The sequence below is a fragment of the uncultured Tateyamaria sp. genome (genome assembly GCF_947503385.1).
Classification (GTDB): Bacteria; Pseudomonadota; Alphaproteobacteria; order Rhodobacterales; family Rhodobacteraceae; genus Tateyamaria.
The window spans coordinates 538,342-556,700 of the sequence record NZ_CANNDO010000002.1 but is presented as its reverse complement, the minus strand read 5'-3'; the positions used below and the strand labels follow the sequence as shown (position 1 = coordinate 556,700).

Genomic DNA, 18,359 nt, shown 5'->3' with positions numbered 1-18,359 from the left:
GTGAGGAGACGCACCATGTCCATCCGTGAAAATGTACAAGCCGTAATTGACGGCATTCTGCGTGGCGAAATCGTTGAGACCTTTGACACATGGTATGCCGATGACATCGTGATGAGCGAGAACGGCGTCGAAGACCGCGTCGGCAAGGCCGAAAACCGCGCCTTCGAAGAGGCGTTCGTGGCCTCCGTCACATTCCACGAGGCGCGCGTGGGCCGTATCGCCATTGACGGCAACGAAGCCGCCATCGAATGGGAGTTCGAGATGACGCCCCATGGCGGTGACCGCATCATACAGCGTCAGGTCGCCTTCCAGACGTGGAAGGACGGCAAGGTCGTGCGCGAGGTGTTCTACTACAACAAGGGCTGAAACCACGAACGGGTGCGCAGGTCGCGCGCCCGTTCATACCCAGAACTACGAGTTGTTCCCGTCACGTAAACGTCATAGACCATGCTGCAACTGCAAAAGACGTGCTCAAGGGACAGCTCTCATGCCCGATTTCCAAAAAATCCTGATTGCAAACCGTGGCGAAATTGCCATCCGCATTATGCGGGCGGCGAACGAAATGGGGAAAAAGACGGTCGCCGTCTTTGCCGAAGAAGACAAGCTGGGCCTGCACCGGTTCAAGGCGGATGAGGCGTATCGCATCGGCGAGGGGATGGGGCCTGTTGCCGCGTACCTGAGCATCGAAGAGATCATTCGCGTGGCCAAGATGTGCGGCGCGGATGCAATCCATCCGGGCTATGGTCTGCTGTCGGAGAACCCGGATTTTGTGGATGCCTGCGATCAGGCGGGCATCACCTTTATCGGTCCCAAGGCCGACACCATGCGGGCGCTGGGCGACAAGGCGTCGGCGCGCAAAGTGGCGGTCGAGGCGGGTGTGCCGGTGATCCCGGCAACCGAGGTGCTGGGCGACGATATGGTCGCGATCAAGAAAGAGGCCGCCGAAATCGGCTACCCCTTGATGCTCAAGGCGTCATGGGGCGGGGGTGGTCGCGGAATGCGCCCGATCCACGGCGAACACGAGGTCGAGGAAAAGGTGCTCGAAGGCCGTCGCGAGGCCGAAGCAGCCTTTGGCAACGGCGAAGGCTACCTGGAAAAGATGATCACCCGCGCCCGCCATGTCGAGGTGCAAATCCTCGGCGACAAGCATGGCGGCATGTATCACCTCTATGAACGGGATTGTTCCGTCCAGCGCCGCAACCAAAAGGTCGTCGAACGCGCGCCCGCGCCGTACCTGACCAAAGCACAACGCGCCGAAATCTGCGATCTTGGCTACAAGATCTGCAAACACGTGAATTATGAATGCGCCGGTACGGTCGAATTCCTGATGGATATGGAAACCGACAAGTTCTACTTCATCGAAGTGAACCCCCGCGTGCAGGTCGAACACACCGTGACCGAAGAGGTCACAGGCATCGACATCGTGCGTGCGCAAATCCTGATTGCCGAAGGCAAGACCATCGCCGAAGCGACCGGCAAGGACACGCAGGACGACGTGCAACTGAACGGGCACGCGCTGCAAACCCGTGTGACCACCGAGGATCCGCAAAACAATTTCATCCCCGATTACGGACGGATCACCGCCTATCGGTCGGCCACGGGGCTTGGCATTCGTCTGGACGGCGGCACGGCTTACGCGGGCGGTGTGATCACGCGCTACTACGACAGCTTGCTGACCAAGGTCACGGCAAAGGGTCCAACACCTGAAATTGCCATTGCCCGGATGGACCGCGCCTTGCGCGAATTCCGTATCCGCGGGGTCAGCACCAATATCGCCTTTGTCGAAAACCTGTTGAAACACCCCACGTTCCTGTCGAATGAATACACGACCAAGTTCATCGACGACACGCCGGGTCTGTTCCAGTTCAAGCGCCGCCGGGACCGGGGCACCAAGGTGCTGACCTATATTGCCGACATCACCGTAAACGGGCACCCGGAGGTGAAGGACCGTCCGCGCCCGCGCGCCGACCTCAAGGACCCCAAACCGCCCGCACTTGAGGCTGACCCGTCCCACCAGATGGGCACGCGCAACCTGCTGGAACAAAAAGGCCCGCAAGCCGTCGCTGACTGGATGAAAGCGCAAAGCCAGTTGCTGATTACCGACACCACGATGCGCGACGGGCACCAGTCGCTGCTGGCCACGCGGATGCGCAGCTATGACATGATCAAGGTGGCGCCCGCCTACGCCGCCAACCTGCCGCAGCTCTTCAGCGTTGAATGCTGGGGCGGGGCCACGTTCGACGTGGCCTACCGGTTCTTGCAGGAATGCCCGTGGGAGCGTCTGCGCGGCTTGCGGGAAAAGATGCCAAACCTGATGACCCAGATGCTGCTGCGCGGGGCAAACGGGGTGGGCTACACCAATTACCCGGACAATGTCGTGCAGGAATTTGTGCGCGTGGCCGCCACCACCGGCATTGACGTCTTCCGCGTCTTTGACAGCCTCAACTGGGTCGAAAATATGCGCGTCGCGATGGATGCCGTGCAAGAGCAGAACAAGGTCTGCGAGGGCACAATCTGTTACACCGGCGACATCATGAACCCGGACCGGGCCAAGTATGACCTGAAATACTATGTCGACATGGGCAACCAGCTGAAAGATGCAGGCGCGCATGTGCTGGGCCTGAAGGATATGGCGGGCCTTTTGAAACCTGCTGCCGCCCGCGTGCTGGTGCGCGCGTTGAAGCAAGAGGTGGGTCTGCCCATCCACTTCCACACCCACGACACCGCCGGTATCGCCTGCGCCACCATCCTCGCCGCCGCCGAGGCGGGCGTGGACGCGGTCGATTGCGCCATGGACGCGCTGTCGGGCAACACCAGTCAGGCAACGCTGGGTACCGTGGTGGGCGCGCTCAAGAACACTGACCGCGATACCGGGCTGAGCGTGGACGCAATCCGCGACATCTCAGACTATTGGGAGGCGGTGCGGGATCATTATGCTGCGTTCGAAAGCGGAATGCAGGCCCCATCCTCCGAAGTGTACCTGCACGAGATGCCCGGTGGTCAGTTCACCAACCTCAAGGCGCAAGCCCGCAGCCTTGGCCTTGAGGATCGTTGGCACGAGGTCGCCCGTACCTATGCGGACGTAAACCAGATGTTTGGCGATATCGTCAAAGTGACGCCGTCCTCCAAAGTGGTGGGCGACATGGCGCTGATGATGGTCAGCCAGAACCTGACCCGCGCGGATGTCGAACATCCCGACAAAGAGGTTGCGTTCCCCGATAGTGTGGTGGACATGATGCGCGGCAATCTGGGCCAGCCTCCCGGTGGTTTTCCGGATGCGCTTGTAGCCAAGGTCCTCAAGGGGGAGAGCCCGAACACGGATCGACCGGGCAAGGGTGTCGCACCTGTGGACCTCGAAGACACACGGGCCGATCTGTCCAAACAGCTTGATGGCCGCGCGGTCGATGACGAAGACCTGAGCGGCTATTTGATGTATCCCAAGGTCTTTCTCGACTACATGGGACGGCATCGCACCTACGGACCCGTCCGGACCCTGCCGACCAAGACGTTCTTTTACGGGATGCAGCCGGGCGAAGAGATCACCGCCGAGATCGACCCCGGCAAGACGCTGGAAATCCGGATGCAGGCCGTGGGCGAGACAAACGAAGACGGCGAGGTGCGGGTGTTCTTTGAACTCAACGGCCAGCCGCGCACGATCCGCGTGCCGAACCGTCTGGTCAAGGCAAACACCGTGAGCCGTCCCAAGGCCGAAGACGGCAATGCCGACCACGTGGGTGCCCCGATGCCGGGCGTCGTCGCCACCGTTGGCGTGAGCGCAGGGCAGGAGGTCAGCGAAGGCGATCTGCTGCTAACCATTGAGGCGATGAAGATGGAGACCGGCATCCATGCCGAGCGCGACGCCGTGATCAAGGCGGTGCATGTCTCTGCCGGTGGTCAGATCGACGCCAAGGATTTGCTGGTCGAACTGGAGTGACGCCGCCGCTTGATGCGTGGGGTCTATCGGGCGCGCCTGTGCCACTGCCGGGTGGACACCGCAACACCGTGTTGAGGGTGGGCAATCATGTGGTGAAATCCACCCGCCGGACAGAGGCGGCTGTGGCGTGGTTGCTGCCGGTGATGGAGGCGCTGGCGATGCGCGGTCTGCACGCTCCGCGCCCCATGCGCAGCGCGCGCGGTGCGTTGGTCGTCCAGGGCTGGACTTGCGAACCCTTTGTTCATGGTGCGCCATGCGATGCGTCGGCGCTGCGCCGGGTGTGGCCATATCTGTCGACCGCTTTTGGTCAGCGGCCCGGCTTTGCCCACACGCGCGCGTTGCGATATGTTCCCTGCAGTGGCGACATTGATCTCTCGACCGTGCCAAACCCCCTGTTGCGGGCCGTGCGCCGGGCGTGGGCCGCGCTGCCGCAGACAGCGCCACGGGTCGTTCATGGAGATCTCAATCGGACAAACCTGATCCGCAGCGTGCACGGGGTTACCGTAATCGACTGGGACGAGGCGCGGCTGGATCATCCAGGCTTTGACAGGGTCGCGCTGGGACGCGGCACCACGACCGAGGCGCGCGCAGCCTTGGCCATGGAAATTGCCAGTTGCTGGCGGCCTGAACCGGCGCGGGCGCGCGCGCTGGCGCGGCGCTTTCTACTGGACAGGATGCGGCAAAGAAAATCGCGCCCGGCCTCTTGTTGAACGCGACACGGTCGCGCACAACGGGATCATGCTCAGCAGATTACTCGGCTCAAGCCGCTTTTTGATTATCTTGGCCGTTCTTGGGTCCCTTCTCGCGGCGGTGACCTTGTTGGTTTATGGCCTGCTGGAATCGATCCAGCTGATCTGGACCACGGTTGAGACCGGCGAGGTGTCGCGCAAAGGCGCCAAGGCGCTGGCCCTTGAATTCATCGAGATTGTCGATCTGTTCTTGCTGGGTACTGTTTTCTACATCATCGCGTTGGGACTTTATGAGCTGTTCATCAGTTCGGACGTGTCCGTGCCGGAATGGCTGTCGATCAAAACGCTGGATGATCTCAAAAACAAGCTGATCGCGGTTGTGATTGTCGTGATTGGGGTGCTGTTTCTGGGTCAGGTTGTGGGCTGGGACGGCGAACGCGACCTGCTGGGCTACGGTGTCGGCTGTGGTGTGGTGATTGCCGCGCTGACCTATTTCCTGTCCGGTAAACCGGGGGCCAAGTAGCGCTCAGCGCAATGCAAAGGGCGTGCCCAAAGCCGTCAGGTCGTGGGCGCCCAACTGGCCCATATTGGCCCTGAGATCTTCGCTCAGAATATGCGCGAGATGATCCGGTCCGCGCGCGCCCAAGGCCGCAATGGCATAATGCCAGGCACGGCCCATCATCACGAAATCCGCGCCCGATGCGAACGCGCGCAAGATGTCCAGACCACCCTCAACTCCGCTGTCAAACAGGATCGGCAACGTGGTGGCGGTGCGAATGGCAGGCAACACCTCGATCGTGGCAGGCCCTGCATCGAATTGGCGGCCCGCGTGGTTCGACACCCAGATCGCATCAACCCCCATCCCCTCAAGCCGTTTGGCGTCCTTGGGGCGCTGCACGCCCTTGATCACAAACGGCCCCTCCCACGCATCGCGCAACCAAGCGACATAGTCCCAGTCGGGCGAGGTTCGCAAAAGATAGCCCACATGCGCCGTGGTCGGCAGGTTGCCCGCCGTGCCATCGGAATAGGCGTCCAGCATCCGCATCCGGGGCATCCCGCGACGTGCCATGGCCATGGCCCAAGCGGGGCGGGTCGCCACTTGCGCCATCAGGCGCGGCGTCAGCTTGGGTGGGTTGGTCAGCCCCGACCGGGTTTGCCGTTCGCGCCGCGATGCGACGGGCACATCCACTGTCAGCACAAGGGTCGAAAACCCGGCCCCGCGCGCGCGCCGCAACATGTCGGATCGAATGTCGGGATCGCGGGGCGGATACATCTGAAACCATGCGTGCGGGCCCAACGCGTCCGCGATATCCTCGGGGGCGACGGTGGCCACAGTGGACAAGGTGTAGGGCACGCCAATCCGGGCGGCGGCCTGCGCCAACATCCGCTCTGCGTCGGGCCAGATCAGTCCCGACATCCCAACGGGCGCGATGCCGACGGGCAGGGGAAATTGGTGCCCGAACAGCGATGCACTCAGATCGGGTGTAAATTCGCCATGCAGGATGGATGGGGTCAGGCCAACACGATCCAGCGCCATACGGTTACGTGTTTTCGTCGCCTCGACGCCTGTGCCGCTGTCGAGATATTCCCACACGAATTTGGGGATGCGTGCCTGCGCGCGGGCACGCAGATCAGACAGGGCGGGATAGCGGGTATTCAGGTCCATGACGCGCACCATTTATCGCTGTGCGGAGCCTGTCCAGCAATCTCGCGAATCTTCAGATAATTTTAAGAGCAGTTGCGCAATCTGCGAGTCGAACAATCGCACAAGAGGAAGGGCAACTGGCCATGCAAGTACTGATCATTGACGAAAAGACGGACCGGCGCGACCGCACCATGATGGCGTCGCTGGAACGCAACATTTTTGCGACCGCCACGGCAAACCTCGCTGTGGGCGAAGAGGCGCTGACACGCCTGCCGGTGGATGTCCTTGTGGCCAGCGCCGATGCTTTTGGCGACGCGCTTGGTGATCTGCTGGGTCTTGCCGAAGAACGCAACACGAGCCTGACGACGGTTCTGTGGTCGCAGAATGTCGGTTGGGATATGGACACGCTGGCCGAGGCGTTCCCGACCCTGTGTGCGGTATTGGGCACCGAGGTGACACCGGAACTGGCGATCCGTATCGGACTGTCCGGCGCGCAAACCGCGATGACGCAACAGTTCCAGCCGACATCCGCCCGCGCCCCATTTCCCGTGCCGGAACCCCGTGGCCGGGACCTGAGCCTGCCCTCTGCGGCCGAGTTGCTGGCCCGCTCCGCCGCCTGATCCGGTCCCGCGCACCTTTTATCAGGATCAGCGCGGGAACATTTTGTGAACACCTTTTGTTTGGCGCGCAGTCACGCTAGACTGTGCGCCATGAGCAGTTTCGATGAAATGGACGCCTTTGAGGGCGCTTCGTTGTCGGCGCGCGCCATGGCGGCGCGTCCGCAACCCTATCTGGATGGCCTGAACCCCGCGCAACGCGAAGCGGTGGAGCGGCTGGATGGTCCGGTGCTGATGCTGGCAGGGGCGGGCACGGGCAAGACCCGCGCCCTGACCGCTCGCATCGTTCACCTGCTGAACACGGGCAGGGCCCGCCCGAACGAAATCCTCGCCGTGACGTTCACCAACAAGGCAGCCCGCGAGATGAAGAATCGCGTGGGCCAGATGCTGGGCCAGTCCATCGAGGGGATGCCATGGCTGGGCACGTTCCACGCCATTTGCGTCAAGCTGTTGCGCCGACACGCCGAACTTGTCGGGCTCAAGTCCAATTTCACCATCCTCGACACGGACGACCAGATTCGGCTGATGAAGCAGCTCATTTCAGCCGCAGGCATCGACGACAAGCGGTGGCCCGCCCGCCAACTGTCCTCGATCATTGATGGCTGGAAGAACCGCGCGCTGACGCCTGACAAAGTGCCTGCCGCCGATGGCGGGGCATTCAATCACAAAGGTGTGGAGCTTTATGCGCAGTATCAGACCCGACTGAAAGAACTGAATGCCTGTGATTTCGGCGATCTGCTCTTGCACATGGTCACGATCTTTCAGACCCACGAGGACGTGTTGGCGCAGTACCAGCGCTGGTTCGCCTTTATCCTTGTGGACGAATATCAGGACACCAACGTCGCGCAATATCTCTGGTTGCGGCTGTTGGCGCAGGGGCACAAGAATATCTGCTGCGTGGGTGACGACGACCAGTCGATCTATGGCTGGCGCGGCGCTGAGGTGGGCAACATCCTGCGATTCGAAAAGGACTTTCCGGGGGCGCATGTTGTACGGCTCGAACAGAACTACCGCTCTACGCCGCATATCCTTGGCGCGGCCTCCGGCGTCATCGACGGCAACGAAAACCGTCTGGGCAAGACCCTGTGGACCGACAAGAACGACGGCGAAAAGGTCCGCCTGATCGGTCATTGGGACGGTGAGGAAGAGGCGCGCTGGATCGGCGAGGAGATTGAGGCCGGGCAAAGAGGCACCCGCGGGATGCGGCCCATAAGCCTTGATGACATGGCCATCCTCGTGCGCGCATCCCACCAGATGCGGGCCTTCGAAGACCGATTTCTGACCATTGGGCTGCCCTACCGTGTGATTGGTGGCCCTCGGTTCTACGAGCGGATGGAGATCCGCGATGCTATGGCCTATTTTCGCGTTGTGGTGTCCCCGGAAGATGATCTGGCGTTTGAAAGGATCGTGAACACGCCCAAACGGGGCCTTGGGGACAAGGCGCAACAGACCATTCAGATCACCGCGCGCGCCAATGGCGTGAGCCTTGTCGAGGGGGCGCGGCTGGCGGTGGATCAGGGGTTGATCAAGGGCAAGGGCGGCGCCGAGTTGCGCGCGCTTGTCGACGGCATCGCCCGCTGGAACAGCAAATTGCGCGGCCCGCGCATTGAAGTGGTCGAGGATGACGCGGTGCTGGACGACGGTGTCGCACCGCTGCGCGTGGATTACGGCCCGCCACCTGTCAGCCATGTGGAACTGGCCGAAATTATCCTCGACGAAAGCGGATACACCGCGCATTGGCAGAACGACAAGACGCCCGAGGCGCCTGGGCGGTTGGAGAACCTCAAGGAACTGGTCAAGGCGCTCGAAGGGTTCGAGAACCTGCAGGGCTTTCTCGAACATGTGTCGCTGATCATGGACAACGAACAGGATGATGGTGGGGCCAAAGTGTCCATCATGACCCTGCACGCGGCCAAGGGGCTGGAGTTTCCGCAAGTGTTTTTGCCCGGCTGGGAGGACGGCCTGTTTCCGTCTCAACGCAGTATGGATGAAAGCGGGATCAAGGGGCTCGAGGAAGAGCGGCGGCTGGCCTATGTGGGCATTACCCGCGCCGAGGAAGTCTGCACAATCTCTTTTGCGGCCAATCGGCGTGTGTTTGGTCAATGGCAATCGTCGATGCCATCGCGCTTTATTGACGAATTGCCCGAGGATCACGTGGACGTGCTGACGCCGCCTGGCCTCTACGGTGGCGGGTTTGGCGCGGCGGCAGCCCCTGGTGGCGTGCAATCGACGTTGCATCAGGCTGCGGCAGAGGCGAACGTCTACAACTCGCCGGGTTGGAAACGGTTGCAGGCGCGGGCCGGTGACCGGCCCATCAGTCAGCCCAAGGAAAGCCGCAACACCGTGATCGACATGAACGCCGTGTCGAGCTTTACGGTGGGCCAGCGGGTGTTTCACCAAAAATTCGGCTACGGTGCCATTGTCGGGATCGAGGGCGACAAGCTCGATATCGAATTTGAGAAGGCAGGGCTGAAAAAGGTCGTCTCACGCTTTATCAGCAGTGCGGACGACATCCCCTTTTAGGACCCAACGCACCGAGATGCGCGGAACACGCCGTGTTCCGTTGGCATAAAAAAGAAACGGCGACCCCAGGGAGGAGGGGCCGCCGTTCTTTTTACATCCTGCGGTCAGGGAGGAGGAAGACCGGCTGAGATGTAGCTTGGTGCGCCTAAGGTTCGACGCGGTGTTAAAGGTGCGGCGACGCCAGGGAGGAGGTCGGCGCCGCCGCAAATCTCAGATGTCCCAGGGAGGAGGAGAGGAACATCTGATCTCGGTGTTCTTAGCGGACGGTGTTGCCGTGCGCGGAGTCCCAAGCGATGCGCTTGAGTTCAGACCGGTGCAGGCCCAGATCCGCCAGTTCGCGGTTCGACAGGGTCTGCAGCTCTGCCAGTGTCGTGCGGTACGTGCGACGCACTGCGCGACGCTCTGCGGCTGCGGTCAGGTAACGGGCGGCGGAGCCCAAAAGGCGTTCCACCAGATCACTGCGTTGTGCGACTTCGTTGTAATAGGCCATTTTTTTCGCCTCATGTTCGTCTTCGTTGAGACAAAGATAGTGAAATGCTGCGATTGCACAATAGCCACTGGCTCAATGCTGCTATGCAGCAATTGCATGGGGTTGCGGTTGAAATCCGAGGCATTGCGCACAAGGTTTATGCGCTGGCCCGCAAATTGCCGCGCCCCCCTTGTTCTCCTGCGTAAACCTGCCAGTTAATGCAGCGAACTGGCGAAGAAACGGGCGCATCAATGACAAACTCCGACATCATGGCTGCACTGGCGCGGATCGCGCTGCCAAGCGGTGGCGACCTTGTGAGCGCCGATTTTGTGCGCGCCGTGACCGTCAATGATGGTGTTGTGACATTTGTGATCGAAGCGCCAAGCGCCGAGGACGCGGCCCGGATGGAACCGGTCCGCCTCGCCGCAGAGGCTGCGGTGCGCGCGCTGGATGGTGTGCGGGACGTGCGCGTGGCGCTCACCGCCCATGGCCCGGCGGCCCCCAAAGCACCGCCGCCTGACCTCAAGATCGGGCGACACCCAACGCCACAGGCTGGCCCGACCAAACCCGCAGGCGTGCAGCGCATTCTTGCCATCGGGTCGGGCAAGGGCGGGGTGGGCAAATCCACCGTGTCCTCCAACCTTGCGGTAGCGCTGGCGCGGCAGGGGCGCAAAGTTGGCCTGCTGGACGCTGATATATACGGTCCGTCCCAGCCGCGCATGATGGGCGTAAACAAACGCCCTGCGTCCCCGGACGGCAAGACCATCATTCCGCTTCGGGCGCATGGTGTCACGCTCATGTCCATCGGGTTCATGATGGAAGAGGGCAAGGCGATTGTCTGGCGCGGGCCCATGCTGATGGGTGCGCTGCAACAGATGCTGGGGCAGGTGCAGTGGGGCGAACTGGACGTCCTGCTTGTCGATCTGCCGCCCGGCACCGGCGACGTTCAACTCACACTGTGTCAGAAATCCGAACTGACCGGCGCCATAGTGGTGAGCACGCCGCAGGATGTTGCATTGATTGACGCGCGCAAGGCCATCGACATGTTTGCGACCCTGAACACGCCCGTGCTGGGCCTTATCGAAAACATGTCGATGTTCGTCTGTCCCGATTGCGGGTCGGAACATGCTCTGTTCGGGCAGGGCGGCGTCGCGACCGAGGCGCGCAATATGGGCGTGCCGCTGCTTGGCGCGCTGCCCATCGACCTTGAAACCCGGTTGGCGGGGGACGGGGGCACCCCGATCGCGGCGGGTGAAGGGGCAATGGCCCAAGCGTATGCCCAGATCGCCCAAGGGCTGATCAAGGGCGGCATGGCCTGACACCACGTTCAACGTGGCGCGCATGGGAAAGCGTGGGAATGCCCGCGCTTTCGACACAGAATTCGAATCAAATTTGGGCGTGGCGAAATTGATTTGCCCAAACTGAATGAGAACAAAGAATAAACATTCGCGGCAGGCGGTATTTGCTCAGAAGTTTTTTGGGAAATTATGGGCAGGATTGGTAAGTCATGTGGTGAACTATATGTTGTGCATGACCTCATCTGATGGTCACGATCTGCCATTTCTTGGCTCCTCTAGGACACATTTCTGCGCGAACAATCCGATCTCAAGCCAGCACGCCTCACAATAGTGCAGCAAAAAACCATTGCTTCCCACGTTTTCCCATGGCATCCCTAATGCACAAGATGAGAACGAGCCCGGGGCAACAAACGACCCCAAGCAAAAACAAAACTCTAGCAGGTTTCATACAGGCACCTCGCTTTCATCAAATAAGAGATCCGGCGCGCGAGCGAGCAGACATCCCCCCAGGTGGCGCGCGCAGCTGGAGATCCCGCAGAGCGGGACGAGGGCGGCGGGTTGATCAGTGGCAGCAGATCAACCCGCCGTTTCCATTTCAGAGACCTGGGCGGGTACGGAAAAACAGGGACGGGCCAAAACGGTGGCACGCAGGTTCAGAGGCGAAAGCGACCACAAGGTGGACGCAAAGGGGCGGGTGTCTATCCCGGCCTCCTTTCGCCGTGTGATCGAGGCTTGTGACCCCGATTGGACCGATGGCCTGCCGCCCCGCCTGATCATCGTCTACGGCGGCGCGACGCGCAATTACCTCGAAGGCTTTACCATGGAAGCCATGGATGAGGTGGACGACAAAATTTCGAAATTCCCACGCGGCTCCGCCAAGCGGAAGGCGATGGAGCGGCTCTATTCCGCTCAATCGGTCGAGGCGGAGGTCGACAATACAGGTCGCATCGTTCTGCCCGCCAAGCTGCGCGACAAGATCGGGCTGGAGGGTATGGCGCGCTTTGTCTCTTCGGGTGATACGTTCGAGATTTGGAAGCCCGAAGCCTATGACGACAGCATGGCGGCCCTTGATGATGACGGGTTCGATCCTGACCTTGACCCATCCGCTTACCTTGACGGAGATCTGGGGTAGATGACGGCTGGGGGGCCACATATTCCTGTACTGATCGACGCGATTCTGGACGCTTGCGCGCCGGTGCAAGGCGTTTGGCTGGATGGCACGTTCGGGGCAGGGGGCTACACCCGCGCCCTGTTGGACGCGGGGGCCGATAGGGTCATCGCGGTGGACCGCGATCCATTGGCGTTTGACATGGCGCGGGACTGGGCCGCCGCATATGGCGACCGCCTTGTTATGCAGCCGGGCGTGTTTTCGCAGCTTGATACATATGGGTTAGGCCTTGATGGCGTGGTGCTGGACCTTGGTGTCAGTTCCATGCAGCTGGATCAGGCCGCCCGCGGCTTTTCCTTTATGCAGGACGGCCCGCTGGACATGCGGATGAGTCAGCACGGCCCGTCCGCAGCCGATGTCGTCAACAGCGCCGACGAAACTGTGCTGGCCGATATTCTGTTTCACTACGGCGAAGAGCGGGCCTCGCGTCGGATCGCGCGCGCCATCATAACAGCGCGGCCCATCACCACCACGCTGGAACTGGCGGGCATCATCGAAAAATGCCTGCCACGCCCCAAGCCGGGCCAGTCGCACCCCGCCACACGCAGCTTTCAGGCGCTGCGCATTGCGGTGAACAACGAGTATGATGAGCTCTATCAGGGACTTATGGCTGCTGAACGCGCACTGAAGCCGGGTGGTCAATTGGCCGTTGTGACCTTTCATTCGATCGAAGATCGCATGGTCAAACGGTTCTTGGCCGCACGTTCGGGCAGTGCGGGCCGTGCGAACCGTTACGCGCCCGAGACCGAAGCCGACGCGCCTGCCTTTACCCTGCGCAGCCGCAAGGCCATTGCGCCCTCACCGGACGAGATACAGGCCAATCCGCGCGCGCGGTCGGCCAAACTGCGCGTGGCGACGCGCACGTCGGCACCAGCAGGCGCTGTTGATCCAAAATCCATCGGAATGCCGCAGGTCAGGGGGGGTATCTGATGCGCAATGTTCTGTTCGTCCTGACCACGCTGGCGGTGATCGGCCTTGCCTTCTGGGCCTACCGCGAGAATTACGCGACCCAAGAGGCACTGTCCGAGGTCGACACGCTGCGCCAAGATATTCGCGCCGCCCATTCACGTCTGGCGGTGCTCAAGGCAGAATGGGCCTATCTGAACCGGCCCGACCGTTTGCGCGATCTGGCGGACATCAATTTTGACCGGCTTGGCCTTTTGCCGCTGCGCCCGGAGCAATTTGGCTATGTGGACGAAGTGGCGTATCCCGCGCCTGACTTGCCGCCGATCACCGACTCGGTCGAAGTGTCCGGCACCGTGGAGGCAAGCGAATGACCCGCACCCCGTTGCGCCCGCTGGCCCGCATCCTGCCTGCCCGTGACGCGGGCGAAAGCACCGCCGCCATTGAGCGCGAAAACCTGCGTGTCCGGCACGAAGAGATGCGCGATCGCGCCCGCGCTCGGGCCGAAGGGCGTCTGCTGGTGCTTGGCGTGTTTTTCTTTGCCGCATTCCTGACGGTTGCGATCCGCATGGGGATGCTGGCCACGTCAGAGCCGATGGAACCGCGCGCCAGCGCGCAAGGGGCCGCGATTTCCGCCGCGCGCGCAGATATCGTCGACCGCAAGGGCCGTCTGCTGGCGACCAATTTCGAAACCCATGCGCTTTACGCACAGCCGCCCCTGATGGTGGACCCTGCCGCCGCCGCAAAGGGGCTTGCGGCGATCTTTCCCGATCTGAAAGAGGATGCATTGCTCGCGGATTTCACGGGCAAGCGTAAGTTTCTGTGGATACGCAAGAAAATCAGCCCGGAGCAAATGCAGGCGGTGCATGAAATCGGTGATCCCGGCTTGCTGTTTGGTCCGCGCGAGATGCGGCTTTATCCCAACGGCACGCTTGCCGCGCATGTGATGGGCGGTGCCAGCTTTGGCAAGGAAGGCGTGAGCGCCGCCGAAGTGATTGGTGTAGCAGGTGTCGAAAAGTATTTCGACGACTACCTGCGCGATCCGGCGAATGGCCAGCGCCCACTGGCCCTGTCGCTGGACCTGACTGTGCAGGCCGCCGCCGAACAGGTCCTGTATGGCGGGATGAAGTTGATGAACGCCAAAGGTGCCACCAGCGTTTTGATGGATGTGCACACGGGCGAGGTGATCTCGGTTGTGAGCCTGCCGGATTTTGACCCCAATAACCGGCCCCGGCCCGCAACCAGCGGCGACCAAAGCGACAGCCCGCTTTTCAACCGGTCAGTGCAGGGCGTTTACGAGCTTGGCTCGACTTTCAAGATTTTTGCGGCGGCGCAGGCGGTTGATCTTGGCCTTGTGTCCCCGTCCACGGTCATCGACACCAGCGGGCCGATGAAGGTGGGTGGGTTCAAAATCGGTGAGTTCCGCAACAAGAACTATGGCAAATTGAGTGTCGCGGACATCATCGTCAAATCCTCGAACCGGGGTACGGGGCGTCTTGCGCTTCAGATTGGTGTGGAGCGGCAACAGGAGTTCCTGCGGTCCATCGGATTTTTCGAAGCGACACCGTTCGAGATCGTTGAGGCGCGCACCGGCAAGCCGCTGCTGCCCAAACGTTGGACCGATCTGAGCGCCGTCACGGTCAGCTACGGGCATGGCCTGTCGTCGTCGCCAATGCATCTGGCGGCGGGCTATGCCGCGATTGCCAATGGCGGGCGCGTCGTTGCGCCCACGATCCTGAAACAGACCGGCCCGCGACTTGGTCCGCGTGTGATGAGCGAAAGCGCCGCGCGTGCAGCGCGGGGCATGTTGCGCAAGGTGGTCACAACCGGCACCGCCAGCATGGGCGAAGTTCCGGGTTACGCCGTGGGTGGCAAAACCGGCACAGCGGACAAGCCGCGCCCGCGCGGCGGGTATTACGACGACAAGGTGATCGCGACATTTGCCACTTTGTTCCCGGCGCATGATCCGAAATACGTGCTCGTGGTGACGCTGGACGAACCTGTCGAGACCTCCGGGGACGAACCGCGTCGCACCGCAGGCTGGACCGCCGTGCCCGTCGCCGCCGAGATGATCGGGCGCATCGCGCCTCTTCTGGGTCTGCGTCCCAGCGTTGAACCCAAAACGCTGGCTGATATAACGCTGACCAGCAGCAACTGAGGTGCGTTTCGCACCCGAGCCAAAAGGCCAAATATGGGTGAGCAGCCAAGACCACTGACCGCGCTGGGATTGACCGCGCGCGCTGGGGCCAATCCAGACATCACCGGCATCGCGGTGGACAGCCGCGAGGTCAAGGACGGCTACCTGTTTGCCGCAATGCCGGGCAGTCGGATGCATGGCGCGGAATTTGTCGAATTTGCCGTGCGTATGGGGGCGGTTGCCGTCCTGACGGACGCAGCCGGTGCCGAAATTGCCGCCCCGCACATGCAGGGTGCTGCGCTGATCATCGCCGATGCCCCGCGCGAGGCGTTGGCGCGCGCCGCAGCGCTTTGGTTCGGGGGGCAGCCTGAAACAATGGTCGCTGTGACAGGGACCAATGGCAAAACCTCTGTCAGCACTTTTGTCCGCCAGATTTGGATCGAGATGGGGTTGGCCGCCGTCAATCTGGGCACCACGGGCGTCGAGGGCGCGTGGACTGCGCCGCTGGCGCACACCACGCCTGAGCCTATTACATTGCATCGCACATTGGCCGCCGCCCAAGCTGCGGGCATCACCCATGCCGCGATGGAGGCGTCGTCGCACGGCCTTGACCAGCGCCGGTTGGACGGCGTGTCGCTGGCCGCGGCGGGGTTTACCAACTTCACTCAGGATCACTTAGATTATCACGAGACGTTCGAGGCCTATTTCGACGCAAAGGCGGGGCTCTTTGCCCGCGTTTTGCCCGAAGACGGCGTGGCCGTCATCAACATGGACGACGCGCGCGGGGTCGACATGGCCGCCATTGCCCGCGCCCGAGGGCAGGAAGTGATGACCGTGGGCCGCGATGGGGGCGAATTGACCCTCTCTGGTCAACGCTTTGATGCGTCCGGACAGGATGTTCGGTTCGAATATCGCGGCAAGGCCTATGCCATGCGCCTGCCTTTGATCGGGGGATTTCAGGCGGACAACGTGATGCTGGCCTGCGGACTTGTGATCGCGTGCGGGGCTGATCCAGATCGTGTGTTCGAGACCTTGCCGCATCTGGGCACGGTCCGGGGCCGGATGCAGCTGGCCGCGACCCGCGCCAATGGAGCCACCGTCTTTGTCGATTACGCCCATACGCCCGACGCTGTAGCGACAGCGCTCAAGGCGATGCGCCCGCATGTGCTGGGCCGCCTCATAGCAATTGTGGGGGCAGGCGGCGACCGGGACGCAGGCAAACGCCCGTTGATGGGCGCAGCGGCGGCGGCCCATGCCGACATCGTCTTTGTCACCGACGACAACCCCCGCAGCGAAGACCCCGCCACCATCCGGGCCGCCGTCATGGAAGGCTGCCCCGATGCCACCGAAGTCGGTGATCGGGCCGAGGCGATCCTGCGTGCGGTGGATGCCTTGCAGCCGGGCGATGCCCTGCTGATTGCGGGCAAAGGGCACGAGACGGGCCAGACCGTTGGGGATGATGTGCTGCCCTTTGACGATGCCGAACAGGCCAGCGTCGCCGTGGCGGCTTTGGAGGGGAAACTCACATGACGCTTTGGACTGCATCCGAGGCTGCCAAGGCCACCGGGGGGCGCACCACGTGCGATTGGCAGGCCAATGGCGTGTCCATCGACACCCGCACCCTGCAACCGAGCGATCTGTTTGTGGCCCTCAAGGCCGCCCGCGACGGCCACAGCTTTGTGGCGCAGGCGTTGGAAAAAGGGGCCGCTGCGGCACTGGTCACCCATGTGCCCGATGGTGTTTCGGACGATGCGCCGCTGCTGATCGTGGATGACGTGCTTGCCGCTCTCGAAGATTTGGGCCGTGCGGCGCGCGCACGCACAAACGCCCGGGTTGTCGCAATCACCGGGTCTGTCGGCAAAACCTCCACCAAGGAGATGATGCGTGACATGCTGGGGGATCAGGGGCGCACCCATGCCTCTGTCGCCAGCTACAACAATCACTGGGGCGTGCCACTGACGCTGGCGCGGATGCCGGTGGACACCGAATATGCCGTGATCGAGATCGGCATGAACCATCCCGGCGAGATTGCACCGCTGGCGCTGATGGCGCGGCCCCACGTGGCCATGATCACGACTGTTGCCGCCGCCCATCTCGAGGCGTTCGAAAACATCGAAGGCATCGCGCTGGAAAAAGCCTCAATCCTCGAAGGGCTGGAGGCGGGGGGGACGGCCATCCTCAACAATGACTGCTCCACCGCTGCAATCTTGCAAGCCAAGGCGCACGACGTGCAGCGTCGCGATGTGGGTTTCGGCGAAAACGGTTTTGATTTCAAACTTTTGTCAGTCGATATTCAAGGCGATACGTCGGTCGTTCAGGCCACCGCCCATGATGAGCCATTGTTGTTCAAGGTCGGCGCCGCGGGCCGCCATTTTGCGATGAACGGCCTCGGCGCGCTCGCAGCGGTCGAAGCGCTTGGCGCGGACCTTGCCATCGCCGCCCAATCGCTGGGCCGCTGGTCTCCCTTTGAGGGGCGGGGCGCGCGCGAGGTCATCCATCTGGACATCGTTGACACGCACCTGACGCTTGAACTGATCGACGACAGTTACAACGCCAATCCCACCTCTATGACCGCAGCGCTTGAGGTGCTGGCCGGTGCGCAGGTGACCCATGATATTGGCCGGGTAAGCAAGGGGCGCCGGATCGCTTTTCTGGGCGATATGAAAGAGTTGGGCGGCGAAGCTGAGGCAATGCATACAGCGCTGGCTGATCTGGATGCGATGCGGGCGATTGATGTCGTTCACTGCATCGGCCCGCTGATGCAGCACCTGCACGCCGCCTTGCCGGAACCGCAACGCGGCCTCTGGGCGGCCACTTCCGAAGAACTGGCGGCACGGGTTCCCCGCCGTTTGGACAGTGGCGACGTGGTGTTGGTCAAAGGCTCGCTCAGCATGAAACTGGCGCTGATCGTTGACGCGATACGCAAAATGGGCCATCCGAATGAAATGGGCGACGACCCACAAGATAATGCGTGAG

At 62.0% G+C, this 18,359-nt stretch carries 15 protein-coding genes; 13 read left to right on the top strand and 2 right to left on the bottom strand.

Going from position 1 to position 18,359, the window contains the following annotated elements:
• Positions 1-15: 15 nt before the first annotated feature.
• The 4 genes from Q1A85_RS08745 to Q1A85_RS08730 all read left to right on the top strand — a co-directional run bounded on the left by Q1A85_RS08745 (position 16) and on the right by Q1A85_RS08730 (position 5,146).
• Positions 16-366: a nuclear transport factor 2 family protein gene (locus Q1A85_RS08745; RefSeq protein ID WP_299687371.1), complete on the top strand. Its 351-nt coding sequence runs from the start codon at positions 16-18 to the stop codon at positions 364-366.
• A gap of 121 nt (positions 367-487) precedes the next feature.
• Positions 488-3,934: a pyruvate carboxylase gene (locus tag Q1A85_RS08740; protein ID WP_299687369.1), complete on the top strand. Its 3,447-nt coding sequence runs from the start codon at positions 488-490 to the stop codon at positions 3,932-3,934.
• The gene (locus Q1A85_RS08735) at positions 3,931-4,644 is read left to right on the top strand and encodes a phosphotransferase (RefSeq protein ID WP_299687367.1); all 714 of its coding nucleotides are present in this window, start codon (positions 3,931-3,933) and stop codon (positions 4,642-4,644) included. The genes Q1A85_RS08740 and Q1A85_RS08735 overlap by 4 nt, the downstream gene beginning before the upstream one ends.
• A gap of 28 nt (positions 4,645-4,672) precedes the next feature.
• Positions 4,673-5,146: a YqhA family protein gene (locus tag Q1A85_RS08730; protein ID WP_299687365.1), complete on the top strand. Its 474-nt coding sequence runs from the start codon at positions 4,673-4,675 to the stop codon at positions 5,144-5,146.
• Between the two features lie 3 nt (positions 5,147-5,149).
• Here the strand turns inward: Q1A85_RS08730 and Q1A85_RS08725 are convergent, their stop codons facing one another.
• On the bottom strand, positions 5,150-6,289 hold the full coding sequence (locus Q1A85_RS08725) for an alpha-hydroxy acid oxidase (RefSeq protein WP_299687364.1): 1,140 nt from the start codon (positions 6,287-6,289) through the stop codon (positions 5,150-5,152).
• A gap of 122 nt (positions 6,290-6,411) precedes the next feature.
• Between Q1A85_RS08725 and Q1A85_RS08720 the strand changes: the two genes are divergently transcribed.
• Positions 6,412-6,888: a hypothetical protein gene (locus Q1A85_RS08720; protein WP_299687362.1), complete on the top strand. Its 477-nt coding sequence runs from the start codon at positions 6,412-6,414 to the stop codon at positions 6,886-6,888.
• A gap of 90 nt (positions 6,889-6,978) precedes the next feature.
• The gene (locus tag Q1A85_RS08715) at positions 6,979-9,408 is read left to right on the top strand and encodes a UvrD-helicase domain-containing protein (protein ID WP_299687360.1); all 2,430 of its coding nucleotides are present in this window, start codon (positions 6,979-6,981) and stop codon (positions 9,406-9,408) included.
• Between the two features lie 256 nt (positions 9,409-9,664).
• Here Q1A85_RS08715 and Q1A85_RS08710 read toward each other — a convergent pair whose 3' ends face one another.
• Complete coding sequence (locus Q1A85_RS08710) at positions 9,665-9,898, bottom strand: DUF1127 domain-containing protein (RefSeq protein ID WP_299687358.1); 234 nt, start codon at positions 9,896-9,898, stop codon at positions 9,665-9,667.
• 230 nt (positions 9,899-10,128) lie between these two features.
• On the opposite strand from Q1A85_RS08710, the gene Q1A85_RS08705 reads away from it, so the two are divergent.
• The 7 genes from Q1A85_RS08705 to murF all read left to right on the top strand — a co-directional run bounded on the left by Q1A85_RS08705 (position 10,129) and on the right by murF (position 18,358).
• The gene (locus Q1A85_RS08705; protein WP_299687356.1) at positions 10,129-11,196 is read left to right on the top strand and encodes an Mrp/NBP35 family ATP-binding protein; all 1,068 of its coding nucleotides are present in this window, start codon (positions 10,129-10,131) and stop codon (positions 11,194-11,196) included.
• A 619-nt stretch (positions 11,197-11,815) separates the two neighbouring features.
• The gene (mraZ, locus tag Q1A85_RS08700) at positions 11,816-12,307 is read left to right on the top strand and encodes a division/cell wall cluster transcriptional repressor MraZ (RefSeq protein WP_299687354.1); all 492 of its coding nucleotides are present in this window, start codon (positions 11,816-11,818) and stop codon (positions 12,305-12,307) included.
• Positions 12,308-13,273: a 16S rRNA (cytosine(1402)-N(4))-methyltransferase RsmH gene (rsmH, locus tag Q1A85_RS08695; protein ID WP_299687352.1), complete on the top strand. Its 966-nt coding sequence runs from the start codon at positions 12,308-12,310 to the stop codon at positions 13,271-13,273.
• On the top strand, positions 13,273-13,620 hold the full coding sequence (locus Q1A85_RS08690; RefSeq protein WP_299687350.1) for a cell division protein FtsL: 348 nt from the start codon (positions 13,273-13,275) through the stop codon (positions 13,618-13,620). Before rsmH ends, Q1A85_RS08690 begins: the two co-directional genes overlap by 1 nt.
• Positions 13,617-15,404 (top strand): penicillin-binding protein 2, encoded by a 1,788-nt coding sequence (locus Q1A85_RS08685; RefSeq protein ID WP_299687348.1) that lies wholly within the window; start codon positions 13,617-13,619, stop codon positions 15,402-15,404. Before Q1A85_RS08690 ends, Q1A85_RS08685 begins: the two co-directional genes overlap by 4 nt.
• 33 nt (positions 15,405-15,437) lie before the next feature.
• Positions 15,438-16,913, top strand: a complete 1,476-nt coding sequence (locus Q1A85_RS08680) for a UDP-N-acetylmuramoyl-L-alanyl-D-glutamate--2,6-diaminopimelate ligase (RefSeq protein WP_299687346.1) — start codon at positions 15,438-15,440, stop codon at positions 16,911-16,913.
• The gene (gene murF / locus Q1A85_RS08675) at positions 16,910-18,358 is read left to right on the top strand and encodes a UDP-N-acetylmuramoyl-tripeptide--D-alanyl-D-alanine ligase (RefSeq protein WP_299687344.1); all 1,449 of its coding nucleotides are present in this window, start codon (positions 16,910-16,912) and stop codon (positions 18,356-18,358) included. The genes Q1A85_RS08680 and murF overlap by 4 nt, the downstream gene beginning before the upstream one ends.
• Position 18,359 lies beyond the last annotated feature (1 nt).